Origin of the sequence: Clostridium sp. HV4-5-A1G (genome assembly GCF_900184915.1) — a bacterium.
GTDB classification, from domain to species: Bacteria; Bacillota; Clostridia; order Clostridiales; family Clostridiaceae; genus Clostridium_B; species Clostridium_B aromativorans.
The window spans coordinates 19,271-32,253 of sequence record NZ_FXYI02000017.1; the positions used below are offsets into that span (position 1 = coordinate 19,271).

The 12,983-nt window shown below is 38.9% G+C and carries 16 protein-coding genes; all 16 read right to left on the reverse strand.

Going from position 1 to position 12,983, the window contains the following annotated elements; genetic code table 11:
- Positions 1-3 precede the first annotated feature (3 nt).
- A complete protein-coding gene (fliP, locus tag J5G60_RS03535; RefSeq protein ID WP_150356368.1) occupies positions 4-780 on the reverse strand; it encodes a flagellar type III secretion system pore protein FliP in 777 nt (258 codons plus the stop codon).
- Positions 770-1,183, reverse strand: coding sequence for a flagellar biosynthetic protein FliO (gene fliO / locus J5G60_RS03540; protein WP_150356367.1), 414 nt, complete (start codon positions 1,181-1,183; stop codon positions 770-772). Before fliO ends, fliP begins: the two co-directional genes overlap by 11 nt.
- A gap of 54 nt (positions 1,184-1,237) precedes the next feature.
- Entirely contained in the window at positions 1,238-1,768 is a 531-nt protein-coding gene (locus J5G60_RS03545; protein WP_150356366.1) for a flagellar basal body-associated FliL family protein, read from the reverse strand.
- 44 nt (positions 1,769-1,812) lie between these two features.
- On the reverse strand, positions 1,813-2,007 hold the full coding sequence (locus J5G60_RS03550) for a flagellar FlbD family protein (protein ID WP_150356365.1): 195 nt from the start codon (positions 2,005-2,007) through the stop codon (positions 1,813-1,815).
- A gap of 353 nt (positions 2,008-2,360) precedes the next feature.
- Complete coding sequence (locus J5G60_RS03555; RefSeq protein WP_150356364.1) at positions 2,361-3,395, reverse strand: flagellar hook-basal body complex protein; 1,035 nt, start codon at positions 3,393-3,395, stop codon at positions 2,361-2,363.
- A 258-nt stretch (positions 3,396-3,653) separates the two neighbouring features.
- Complete coding sequence (locus tag J5G60_RS03560) at positions 3,654-4,058, reverse strand: TIGR02530 family flagellar biosynthesis protein (protein WP_150356363.1); 405 nt, start codon at positions 4,056-4,058, stop codon at positions 3,654-3,656.
- Positions 4,059-4,078: 20 nt separating this feature from the next.
- A complete protein-coding gene (locus J5G60_RS03565; protein WP_150356362.1) occupies positions 4,079-4,852 on the reverse strand; it encodes a flagellar hook assembly protein FlgD in 774 nt (257 codons plus the stop codon).
- Positions 4,853-4,873: 21 nt separating this feature from the next.
- Positions 4,874-6,334, reverse strand: a complete 1,461-nt coding sequence (locus J5G60_RS03570; RefSeq protein WP_150356361.1) for a flagellar hook-length control protein FliK — start codon at positions 6,332-6,334, stop codon at positions 4,874-4,876.
- A 61-nt stretch (positions 6,335-6,395) separates the two neighbouring features.
- A complete protein-coding gene (gene fliJ, locus J5G60_RS03575; RefSeq protein WP_150356360.1) occupies positions 6,396-6,830 on the reverse strand; it encodes a flagellar export protein FliJ in 435 nt (144 codons plus the stop codon).
- Positions 6,831-6,849: 19 nt separating this feature from the next.
- A complete protein-coding gene (gene fliI / locus J5G60_RS03580) occupies positions 6,850-8,157 on the reverse strand; it encodes a flagellar protein export ATPase FliI (RefSeq protein WP_150356359.1) in 1,308 nt (435 codons plus the stop codon).
- Between the two features lie 30 nt (positions 8,158-8,187).
- Positions 8,188-8,955, reverse strand: a complete 768-nt coding sequence (locus tag J5G60_RS03585; RefSeq protein WP_150356358.1) for a FliH/SctL family protein — start codon at positions 8,953-8,955, stop codon at positions 8,188-8,190.
- The gene (fliG, locus tag J5G60_RS03590; protein WP_150356357.1) at positions 8,939-9,955 is read right to left on the reverse strand and encodes a flagellar motor switch protein FliG; all 1,017 of its coding nucleotides are present in this window, start codon (positions 9,953-9,955) and stop codon (positions 8,939-8,941) included. The genes J5G60_RS03585 and fliG overlap by 17 nt, the downstream gene beginning before the upstream one ends.
- Before the next feature lie 5 nt (positions 9,956-9,960).
- Positions 9,961-11,547, reverse strand: a complete 1,587-nt coding sequence (fliF, locus tag J5G60_RS03595; protein ID WP_150356356.1) for a flagellar basal-body MS-ring/collar protein FliF — start codon at positions 11,545-11,547, stop codon at positions 9,961-9,963.
- 15 nt (positions 11,548-11,562) lie between these two features.
- The gene (gene fliE, locus J5G60_RS03600; protein WP_150356355.1) at positions 11,563-11,946 is read right to left on the reverse strand and encodes a flagellar hook-basal body complex protein FliE; all 384 of its coding nucleotides are present in this window, start codon (positions 11,944-11,946) and stop codon (positions 11,563-11,565) included.
- Between the two features lie 18 nt (positions 11,947-11,964).
- Complete coding sequence (gene flgC / locus J5G60_RS03605) at positions 11,965-12,396, reverse strand: flagellar basal body rod protein FlgC (RefSeq protein ID WP_150356354.1); 432 nt, start codon at positions 12,394-12,396, stop codon at positions 11,965-11,967.
- An 11-nt stretch (positions 12,397-12,407) separates the two neighbouring features.
- Positions 12,408-12,809 carry a flagellar basal body rod protein FlgB gene (gene flgB / locus J5G60_RS03610; protein WP_150356353.1) on the reverse strand — a complete coding sequence of 134 codons (402 nt, stop codon included), beginning with the start codon at positions 12,807-12,809 and terminating at the stop codon, positions 12,408-12,410.
- Positions 12,810-12,983 lie beyond the last annotated feature (174 nt).

A 12,983-nucleotide genomic window follows, 5' to 3' on the forward strand; every position in this document is an offset into this window, starting at 1 on the left:
ACCTCACGAAAAACTTATAATCAAAGATTTCACCAGCAGATACCAGCCGTCTACCATGACAAACAAAAGCAGTTTAAAAGGCAGTGATATCATAACAGGAGGAAGCATGAACATCCCCATTGACATGAGCACACTTGATACCACCAGATCTATTATCATAAACGGTATGTACAGCAGAAAACCTATTTGGAAAGCGGTTTTCAGCTCACTTATCATATAAGCTGGAATCACCACATAAAGAGGTGCATTGTCTTTCGTAACCTTATAATTGAGCTTGGCATTGTCCACAAAAAGCTTCAGATCCTTTTGTCTTGTCTGCCTCAGCATGAATTCCCTCAGTGGTTTTGCCCCCGTTTCTATAGCCTGTTCCTGGGTTATTTTATTGTTTAAGTAAGGCTGTATGGCTGTAGAATTTATTTTTCCATAAACGGGAAGCATTATAAATACCGTCATAAAAAGCGCAAGTCCTATCAATACCTGATTTGGAGGAGACTGCTGTGTTCCCATGGCACTTCTTAAAAATCCAAATACAACTATGATTCTCACAAAGCTTGTCATCATCATTACAAATGAAGGAAGCAGTGTCAAAATGGTAAGCACTATAAGCAGTTTTATACTGCCCACATACTGCTGGGGTGTAGAAGCATTGTCTACAGAAACATTCACATTTGGTATTGGGAAATCAGTAGGGGCTGCATGTGCTCTAAAACCTGCCAGAACAATAAAAACAAATATTAAAAATGAAATAACTATAATGCTTTTGCTGTGCTTAACGCTCATCTCTATCTTCCTTTTTCACTTTAAGTTTTTTAGCTGAAATACTGCGGCCGACTTTGTTCACCAAATCCTGCAGGCCGGTTTTCCTATATAAATCCCCTAAATTTTTATATTCGTAGACATTTTTCATACTTTCAACTTTTGACAATTCTTTCTCCGGCAGCTCACAGATTATTTCAACTTTTCCATTTGAAGACGAAATCACATATCCTTTTTCACCGATTTTTATTACAAACAAGCTATTTTCTTTGGAAAGCTGAGTTCTCTCAAGTATATTTATATATCTGCTGCCCTGAATACTCTTGAATTTTTGTCCTCCGTACTTGGCAAAAATATATATGAGTAAAACTATAAAGAGCAGTGACAAAATCACTTTAAACAGCATCCACCAAAATTGTAAGTCCATTTAAATTTCAACCTTTCCAATGGGATTTATACAAAACTGCCAAATCATATACTTTTACTGGGTGAGTATATCGTCAAAATATACATTATTCAATCTTCCATTTTCCAGCATGGGGTTTATTTTCTGGATAATCTGCATTTTTATATTGTCCATATACTTGGGATTTATGTCGGACACCTTTTTGGTCCTCAGAATATCTATGACAGCATCCCTTATCATAGGCTTCTTGTCTGTAAGCTCTTCATTCAACTTTTTATCGTCATATCCGAGATATGCACTTATTTTCAAGTAGTTTTTCCCACCCTCATCTGCCAGATTTACTGTAAAATCACCTAAGTCAAAAGTATATTTGGATACAACCTGCTGCAGATAACTTGAACTGCTGCTGCTTCCCTGGCTGGATGTCTGCTGGGTTTGAACCGATGAGCTGTTGTTCTGTGCAACTACATTTGGACTTTTGCTGCTGCCCTTTAAAAACTTGTTGTATCCAAAATAAGCTCCTGCACCTATAGCAGCCAAAAACAAAAGAGTTATCAAAATTATCTTGAAGTTTATTCCACTCTTTTTTTCCACTCCATTTTCCATCACACTCTCTCCTTTCAAAATATTATGTATAAGCTATTGAAACACTATTTAAAATCTCCCCTGTATATTTTTCTCTTGTACTCTATAACCTTCCTTATTATCTCATCATTGGATTCCTTCACCACATATTTGTTCCCGTTTGTAAGAGTTATCACACTCTGGGGAGTTTCCGTCAATTTTTCTATATGATCTGCATTTATAACAAATTCCCTGTCATTTAATCCCGTAAGTTTTATCATAGAAACCTCCTTATTCAATTCACAGTTCACATTTCAATGCACAATTGATGAGAATTTTCAGCTGCACCGAAAATCAACAATATTTGATATCTGAACTTTGATATTTGCCCTGCCTCGTGCTGGTTCTGTTAGAATTTTACCATCATCGGGCACAAGATACAATAATGAATTTGCCAGAATAACCCGGGATGATTTCTATAATTTGTTATGGCTGCATAAATATGTAATACTTTTTTTACATTACAATGCACAATTGACAATGTACAAACTTATAATCAAGGGAGATTTTCGGCAGATGCCGAAAATCAACCATATCTGATATTTTATATCTGAACTTTGATATTTGAAATAGGCTATCTCTTCAGGTTGACCAGATCCTGGAGTATCTCGTCGTCCGTCGTTATTATCTTGCCGTTTGCCTGAAAGGCCCTTGTAGCTATTATCATATCCGTGAACTGCTGTGCCAGGTCCACATTTGACATCTCCAGGGCACCCTGAATCATGTCTCCGTAGCTGCCGCTGTTGTCATCAGCTGCTCCTTTTCCGCTTCTGACTATAGGCTGTCCTGAATTTGCAGAAGTGGTGTAGAGATTTCCCCCCTCCTTTACAAGGCCCTCCTCATTCTGAAAGGACACCATGGCTATCTGACCCAGTGCCGCCGTGCTTCCATCCGACAACTGTGCGGTTATATAGCCGTCTTTTCCCACGGAAAAAGATTTTACTTTTACTTCACCAACTGTACCACCTTTGTCTACACTATCTGGAATGGAAAGAGGTACTAATTTACCTGTAACTGCTTTTACCCCACCTGCTTCTTTAGTATTAGCATCTACAAATTCTATCTGATTTTGTTCATTGGGATCAGTTTTATAGGTTATAGTGGAAGTATCAGTTCCATCTGTCATTACATATCCCATAACCCTGTGGCCATCTACAGTGAGAAGATTTCCCTGGGTATCCAGAAAAAAAGAACCATCTCTTGTGTAATCAGTACTCATACCTCCTTCCTGCAACACATTACTTGTAACTGTATTACCAATATCACTAGAAGTCTTTCCAGCCACAGCACCAGTTCCCACTACAAAATATCCCGGTCCGTCTATCATAAAGTCCAGAGTTCTGTTGGTGGTTCCTACGCTTCCTGTTGTAAAATCCGTGCTTATGCCTGCCACCTTCACTCCAAGTCCGCTCTGCTTTCCGTTGACACCGCCTATGCTGTTGCTGGGAGCACTTGGATCAGAAAGGGTCTGGCTTATGGTGTCCTGAAAGTTCATACTCTGGGATTTGAATCCCGTGGTGGTGGAGTTTGCTATGTTGTTTGCAACTACGTTCAATTTCTGCTGGTTGGCCCTGAGGCCGCTTATTCCCGAGTACAATGATGGTAACATATATTTCCCTCCAATTTTTTTAAATTCAAAATTTACAATGCACAATGCACAATTTATGGAGATTTTCGGCAGCTGCCGAAAATCAATTATATTTGATATTTTTTGTCCTGTTTCTTTCATTCCGCAGAACCTGGCTTCCACCTTGTGGTCCGGCCAGCTTTTTTTGAATTCACAATTAACAATTAACAATTGACAATTTACAATTGACAATTAATGAGGATTTTCGGTTTCACCGAAAATCAATTATATTTGAAATAATTACACTATCACCATGCTGTCTATGTTGGTAAATACGCTGTCATTGTCCGCATTCTTGTTCAGTGCCGTAATCACAGTCCTGTTTTTTATGGAAGTGATGAGCACCGTATCCTTGTAGAGAAGTGCGGATTCCCTGCATCCTCTGTCATCCGCCCTATTTATGGCGGAGTTTATGTTTTTCATGTCCTTTTCACTTAACACTATGTTCCTGCTTTTAAGCCTCTCTGCAGCATGATTTGATATAGTAAAACTATTGGCCTTGTCTATCTCAGTCTTCAAGGTATCCTTGAAGGATATTTCCCTCTGGCGGCTGTTCTCCACATTATTCGTACTGTCTTGAATGCCGTATGCTGCAGCTATATCCTGTGTAAAATGCAGCTTGCCATTTACGACTCTATATCCCATGGTTTCATCACACCTGCACTTTATGAATTCTCTACCCTGGAAACCTGATCAAAATAAAAGTCCTTGGTTTCATCGTCCCCAATTTGCACCTTTATAATTATTCCGCCGGTTCCCCTGGATACGGACTGGACTACACCGCTGTAGTCATTTCCATCTTCATCTTTTTCATCTATATCAACTTTTTTGCCTATAAGTGAGGTTGCATTTAAAAGCATCATATTATTCGTAGTTGGATCAAAAGCATCTCCCAGATCATCGATTCTAATCACATCGTCTATGTCAAAATCCTTGTATATGCCATTGCCGTCCGCATCCTGGCCTATAAGTGTGTTCAGTGTTATGTCATCGCCATTTTTTAGGACTCCCACCACCTGGCCGTTATAATTGCTTCCATTGGAATCCAGATCGCTGAAGGTGACATATTTATTCACAAGTGAATTGGCTGAATTCAATTTATTGCTGCTGTTTAAATTGGTCATCTGCTCCAGGGATGAAAACTGCGCCAGCTGGCTGACATACTCCGTTCCGCTCTGGGAATCGCTGCTTGTAGGATCCTGATTTGAAAGTTCCGCTGCCAGTATTTTAAGGAACATGTTCTTATCTATGTCACCATTGGCCTTTACTATTTTAGTTCCCCTTTCAGTTCTGGTAGGATCACTATAAAAATCACCGATGGTAGTGTCGTCGTCACTGGATGAATCAGTTGTTTCATTTGTATTTACAGCATTCTGATCTGCAGCTGCAGCAGCCATATTATAATTTCGATTCAAGCTATTATCAACCGATATAGCCATAACAATTACCTCCTCTCCAAATTAAGCCAATATATTTACATTGTTTTCCTCATAATAGTCCTCCTGGGGGGCTTCTTCCCCGGATATACTGTCAACGGTCATATTCTTTCCACTGCCGTTTCCCTTGTTCTGCTGTCCTTTTCTGCTTTCATCCCTGAAATAGGTAGTGTCCTCGTTGTAAAGATTCAGGGAAAAGCTTTGAACTCTTATATCATTGCCCTGAATTTTGTTCGATAAATCCTGTAGATTGTAATTCAAAAGATTGTAGGTATCCTGATTGGAGGCTGTGATAGCTGCTTTCATTTTGCCAGCTTCCATAACCAGATTTATGGTGATTTCCCCCAGTTCCCTGGGATTTACCTTTACTGTCAGCTGCTTCACATTGTTGAGATCCATGTATTTTAAAGTTTTTATGATATCAGAAGTAAAGGAATTTTTGTTTATGACCAGATTTTTCAGATTTTCTACAGTGTTGTCTCCGTTTATATTTGAGAATTGTGTCATAAAATTGGCAGCTTTGGAGATCTTGTCTCCATCTCCGCCTTCTATTATTTTCTTCAATATTTCATCTCCACTGCTGGTGAGATTTCCACTTCCCTTGTCACTGGATTTATCAGAATTATTCTGGGACATGTTTCCGTCTTTAGAAGATATCAGGTTATTATTCGTACTCAACTGGTCATTTTGAGAAGATACCGTACTATTGTCCATATTTGACTGTCCATTCTGGATAATATCCTGCATCTTAGTTCCGGCCAAACCGGCATTTAAGCTCTCTCCTGTAGTATCTGTGCGCATCTGTGCAGCCAGGGCAGAATTTATCTCGCTTTTTATCTTGTTGTATATGTTCTGTTCCAGATTTGCTTCCTGGGATACTTTGGATAAAATACCTGCTTCCAATTTTTCACTGAACTCCCCGCTGATTCCAAGTTTCTGCAGAATATCTGCAAGTCCGTCTATATTTTTTTCTACTATTTTATCTATGATATTTTTGCTCCCAGCTGTATTGTCCGATATTATAGCCTGAAGGTTTTTCAAAATATCACTGCTTATGTTGTCACTTAGAAGATCACTTATTTTATCCACCAGTTCACTGTCATTCAAATTACCATTATAGGAAAACAACATATTGAGTATATAAGACAAATTTTTGGGATCTACATCTTCCTGCTTAATTTCATCTTCTATTTTCTCTATTTCCTCCTGACTGAAACCTGCCTTTTCCAGCTGCCTTTTCAGTTTTTCATCTAAATTTTGATCTTTGCTGCTGTCATTAACTGTAACACTGTCCTCTGATGTTCTACTTGCTTTTACATTTTCATTTGAATTATCGGATTTTGAGACATCCTTAAAGGCATCTTTTAATGTATTTTTGAAATCACCGGAATTTTTCACATTTGTCCTGTCTCCGGAAACATTTGATGCTGTGTTGTTTAGAACATCCGCGGCATTTACAGATGCTGCAGCATTTATGTTAGCCACTTTGTATTCACCTCCTTTCCAGCATATATGTACTCCAAAATAACAATCTTTAATCAAATCATTACCTTGTACCTAAATTTCTAATAAATCCATAGAGGGCAAATTCATCGTTCAACTTCTGCTCTATTCTATTCTGTTCCTTGACGAAGTTTCTGTATCCCTTGTCCTTTAATGTTTCCACAGTTTTTCTGTCAATCTGTCTCTGCTTCAGCTCTTCCCTTTTTCCCTCTACAATCTTTTCTTTTTTGCTGAGTTCCTGGGAGGTTTCATTTATGTTATAGTCCAGGGCATTTATATAGATATGCGTTATCTTCTGCTCTATGGCTGATGTGGGGAGAGGTCTGTTTTTATACTCATTATATTTTTCCTCCATCTGGGTAAGCTTCTCTTTTACCTTCAGCTTTTCACTTTGAGCCTTTTGAAATTCTATTTTACTTTTATCTTCTCTATCAATTCTCATATCCAAGAGTTTTTGCAATTTAAAATTGTACTTCATTGGCTTTTCCTCCCTGATTTTAGTCAAACATGTTCTTCAATCTGTCTACACTTTCCTCTAAAGTAGAGTGTTCATCCATTTTCTGCTTCAAATAATCAACTATATCATCATAATATCTTATGGCCGTATCAACCTTCTTGTTGTTGCCCTTCACATAGGCACCTATATTTATAAGATCTTCTGAATTCCTGTATGTAGATAACATATCTCTTGCAAAAGATGCACTTTTCCTGTGCTCCTCAGTGGTTACTTCAGGCATGAGCCTGCTTATGCTGGCAAGTATATCTATAGCAGGATAATGATTTTTATTGGCAAGAGTCCTTGACAGCACTATATGTCCATCCAATATACTTCTGACCGCATCTGCAATGGGCTCATTCAGATCATCACCATCCACCAGAACAGTATAAAATGCAGTTATAGATCCTTTATCTGACATTCCCGCTCTCTCCATAAGCCTTGGGAGCTTTGCAAATACTGAAGGAGTATATCCCTTTGTAGCAGGAGGTTCTCCAACAGCTAGTCCTATTTCTCTCTGTGCCATGGCGAACCTGGTTACAGAATCCATCATGAGTATCACTTTTTTTCCCTTATCCCTGAAATACTCTGCAATGGCAGTTGCGGTAAAAGCTCCTTTCAGCCTGACAAGTGCAGGCTTATCAGAAGTTGCACATACTATGACGGATTTTTTCAATCCACTTTCCCCAAGATCCTTTTCTATAAAATCCCTCACTTCTCTTCCTCTCTCACCTATAAGTGCTATTACATTCACATCTGCTTCAGCATATCTTGCAATCATGCCAAGAGTTGTACTTTTACCGACCCCACTTCCTGCAAATATACCAATTCTCTGACCTTCTCCGCAGGTCAAAAAACCATCTATGGCACGTATACCTGTAGAAATGGCACTGCTGATTCTTCTCCGCTTCAGCGGATCCGGCGGTTCCGCATCCAGTTCGTAGAAACTGCCGGATTTCAGCGGATCTCCCTGAAGAGGATTGCCAAGTCCGTCCAAAACTTTTCCGAAAAGTTCCTCTGAACATTCAACATTTAGATGCCTTCTTTCAGGAACCACTCTACATCCTGTGGAAATTCCAGTAAGCTCCCCCAGGGGCATAAGTATTATGTCATCTTCTTTAAAGCCCACAACTTCGCATACAATTTTATGATTTTCTTCATTATATATAGTACATACTTCTCCTATGAAGGCATTTATTCCCTGAACCTCTATAGTAAGTCCTATTACTTTTTTTACAGTTCCCTCCTGATAGGAAAAATTGGCCTCGCTTATTTTTCTATTCAATTCCTGAAAGTTTAAATTTATCACTAAATCATCACCCTTATGGCAAAAAATCTGCTAATTGACGCCCTCAAATATTTTCCTCAATTTCTTCACAGCTATGTCCACGGACAGCACAATTTTCCCATTATCTCTTTCTATAACTACACTGCCCTCTTCCAGAGACTCATCCGGTATTATGAATATATCCCCCTTAAAGGGCAATTGCTCTCTCCACAGATCAACCTGCTTCTTAAATTCACAGCAGTATTTCTCTCTGCTCTTTATGATGAAAGTTTTAGAATTCTTAACCTGTGAAAGTGCATTAAACACCATCTGATTCAAACTGTCCTTGTTTTTAATCTCTTCTTTTAAAATATTCTCCACAGTATTTATTACAAATTTTTTGATTTCCTCTTCTTTTTCCGTCAAATATCTGTTTTTTTCCTCTACAGCAGCTTTTAAGACAGCATCTGCCTTCTTTCTTATATCTTCGCCTTCAATTTTAGCCTTTTCTATATTTTTCACATATCCTTCATCATAAGCACTTTTGAAGCCTTTCTCCTGCCCCCTTTTTCTGCCGTCCTCATATCCCTTTTTACTGGCAGCATCATAGGCCTTTTTTTTGATTTCCTCAGCTTCAACACTGGCTTTAGAAAGTATTTTCTCTCTTTCTTCGGCCGCACCTTTCAACATGGTTTGTATCAGACTGTCATAATTACCTTCAGGTGAATCGACATTGTTCTTCCTTTTAGGAGGAGGTTGTTTTTTAAATACCGTAACTATATCGTGAGTACCCTCTTTATTTATGCTGTCACCTTTTATAATCTTATATGATGATCGCATCTTCTCCACCTCTCGCCATAACTATTTCTCCGGCTTCATCCAACCTTCTTATAATATTCACAATACCCTGCTGGGCCTTTTCCACATCCATAAGTCTTACAGGTCCCAGGAATTCTATATCTTCCTTCAGTGCTGCGGAAGCCCTCTTGGACTGGTTCCTGAAAATACACTCAGCCACCTCTTCAGAGCATCCTTTAAGTGCAAGTGAAAGATCCTTTGAGTCCACCTCTCTGAGTACCCTCTGAATGGATACATCATCCAGAGTGACAATATCCTCGAATACGAACATGGACTCTTTGACTTTTTCTGCCAGTTCTGCATCTTCCTTCTCCAATCCCTCTGTAATATTTTTCTCCGTAGCCCTGTCCACCTGGTTCAATATATCCACAATGGTCTGGACACCACCAATTACTCTCATATCAGACTTAACTACGGAAGATAATTTGTCATCAAGCACCTTTTCTATTTCTTTTACAACCCTGTGGGAAGTAGTGCTCATTGTAGCAATTCTATAGGATACCTCAGCCTGAACATTTTCAGGAAGTGCTGAAAGTATCTGCCCGGCTTTGTCAGGCTGAAGATAACAGAGTATAAGCGCTATGGTCTGCGGGTGCTCATCTGATATTATATTCAAAAGCTGGTGAGCATCTGCCTTCCTAGCTATGGCAAAGGGTCTGAACTGCTGCGTCGCCTCTGTAACTTTATCCAGTATTTCAACTGCCCTCTGAGTTCCAAGGGCCTTTGACAAAAGATTCCTGGCATACTCTATGCCGCCTTCCAATAGATAATCCTTGGCTTTATTCATCTGTACGAATTCCTGAAGTATTTCCTTTTTCTGATCCGATTTCACTGAACTTATATTGGCTATTTCATAAGTTATCTTCTGTATCTCGGCTTCCGGCAGTCTTTTAATTATACCTGCAGCTGCTTCTGGTCCAAGAGTTATAAATAATATGGCAGCCTTCTGTACTCCAGTTAATTTTTGATTGTCCCTAGCCATTCTTATCACCTCTCATCTTCTGCTAACCATGATTTTATTATGTCTGCAACTTGATCAGGCTTATCTTTAGCGTATTTCTTTATTTCATTTTCAACGTGAGTATCTTCATTTTCCGATTCAAGTTCTACAGGTTTAAATTTAGGCTTCTCTTTAACCTGGGTTTCATCTCCTACAACTGCATCTATACCCTGAGGCTCCATTTCCTCATCAAACAAATCTTCCTCCTCATGTTTTCTTCTCCAGAGTATAACTCCAACTACAGTGGCAATCACTGCTGCTGCAATACCGCCTATAATTGCAATCAGCCTGTTTCTCTTTGCCAGCTGCTCTGCCTTATCCATGGCATCCATATCTTTCTTCGCATTGTCCTGGGCAGTGGTATCAAAAGGTATACCCTCCACATTTATGGTGTCTCCCCTGTTTGCATCATAACCTATGGAAGAAACTGCAAGATTTCTTATGGAATTCCTAGTAGCATCATCTACATTTCCATCCAATGCCACAGAAGCTGTAAGCCTCCTTACACTTCCAGGAGCTTTTACAGTTTTTTGCTCTGATTTGGATACATCATAATTTCTTGTGGCCTCATTGTAGGTTGAATTTCCATTATTTCCAGTAGTAGTCGTGGTATTGCTCATATTATTGTCCACGGGGCTGGCACCTGCATTATTTGTACCCCCGGCATTTGTGCTGTTTATCGTATGTTCACTTACCACTGCTCTTCTATTGGGATCGTAAGTCGTGGCGTCCTGCTGTACAGCATCAAAATCCAGGTCCGCATTTACTCTCACCTGAACCTTACCTTTGCCATATACGGTTTCCAGCATACTTAAAAGCCTCTTCTCAAGATCTTTTTCATACTGCTGCTGAAGCTGCTGCTGTTTTTCTGCAGGAACGGTGCTGTCTTCAGTACCAGTGCCTTCATCTTGATATAGATCCTTGGACAAAAGCTGCATCTTGTCATCTATAACCTGAACATTTTCCTTAGGTATATTTTTCACACCGCCTGATATAAGTGCAACCAAAGCCTTTACCTGATCCTGGCTCAATTTTTGTCCGGACTTCAGCTTCAAAGTTACAGAAGCACTTCCGGGCTGAGTATCTTTTACAAATTCAGTGTCATCTGGAAGTACAAGATGCACCCTGGCATCTTCAACCTGCGGAAGAGATTTTATAGTCCTCTCCAGTTCTCCCTGGAGAGCTCTCTGATAGTTCACCTTTATCTCTGCATCTGTAGTGCCCAAATTACTTTTATCAAACAGCTCAAAGCCCTGGCTTCCATTGGTGAGCTGTACTTCTGAAAGCACCTTCATCCTATCACTGTCTACCTCATCTTTAGGTACCAGAATTGAATTTCCCTCTACTTTGACATCTACTTTATCATCTTGGAGTTTTTTATACACTGCTGCTGAATCAGTTTCATTCATATTTGAAAAAAGCACTGCATATTTTTTCTTTCCCAAGGACATTCCTCCAAATATAATCGCCGCTATAATTCCCACAGCTATGACTCCAAAAGCTATCTTTTTATTTCTACTCAAATTTTTCCATTTATCTATTAAATTCTTAAAAAATTGCGATAGCTTACCCATCCATTAGCACTCCTTCTACAACTGTGTTCTATTCAATTCCTGGTATGCATCTACAAGTTTATTCCTGATTTGCACCGCCAATTCCAGCGACATCTTAGCTTGTTCCGTATCCAGCATTACATTGTGTATATCCGTTCTGTCACCTTCTATAAGCTCTTTGGTGCTGTTATCCGCCTGCACCTGTTGGTCATTTACCTCATCCAGCTCATTTTTCAGCATTGACGCAAAATCGGATATACTGCTGTCATTTTCATCTGTACTTCCATCTACTTTGCCATCTTCTGATATGGCGTTATTAAGATTATTAACTACTGTATTATTGCCGTTTAGATTGCTGTCCTGAACAGACTTGTTAAAATCAAATACACTGCTGTCAGGCACATATTCATTTATTCTCATATGTACTTATCCCCTTTTCTATTTTCCTATTTCCAGAGCTTTCGAAAACATGCTCTTTTCCGCATCAATGGCACTTACATTTGCTTCATAGGATCTGGTAGCCACCATCATGTCGGCCATTTCATTTAATATATTTACGTTAGGCATAGACACATAACCATCAGCATCTGCATCTGGATTAGTAGGATCATATACCCTCTTAAATGGTGAAGGATCATCAACTACTCCCACAGCTTTAACACCTCTGGGTATATCTTCATATTGTCCATTTTTATTTAATTCACTCTGTAAATTTTCCTGAAAAACCGCTACTTTCCTTCTATATGGTTGTCCATCAGCTCCTCTAGTAGTCTCTACATTGGCCATATTGGAAGCTATGGTATCCATTCTTAGTCTCTCTGCTGAAAGTCCGCTGGCACTTATTCTCATTGTATTAAAAGCTTCAATCACAATTATCACCCCTATCTTCCATCTATTACATACCGCTTCATGGCCAGTCTGCTGTTTATCTGTGTTACAAGTGCATTGTACATGAGAGCATTAGCTGACTGATTTACCATCTCATTGTCTATGTCCACATTATTTCCGTCTTCCCGCATGCTGGTACTATTGTCTGTTTCCAACTCAACGGAGCCATAATCACTGTCTATTTTCATGTGTTTTTCATCATCTGTCTTAAGTTCCAAATCATCCATACTTTTTTTTAAATTTTCTTCAAAAGTGACATATTTCCTTTTATACCCCTTGGTATTTATATTGGATATATTTTCGGCTGTTGCGCTGCTCCTGGCCTGGGATGCATCCAATCCTTTCTGCAGCAGAGTATACACTAATTCGTCATTAGGCAACTGAGATATGTTCAATTATTATCCCTCCATTTCCATTATTCTATATAATTGTATATATTTTCATTTACAAATTTTCCAAAAAGGAAATATATTTAATCACATTTTATTTTTGATTAAAATCACATTCAATATAAATTATATTACCAAAAAATTAAATGTTAATGCTACAATTATATGAAATTTTTTATA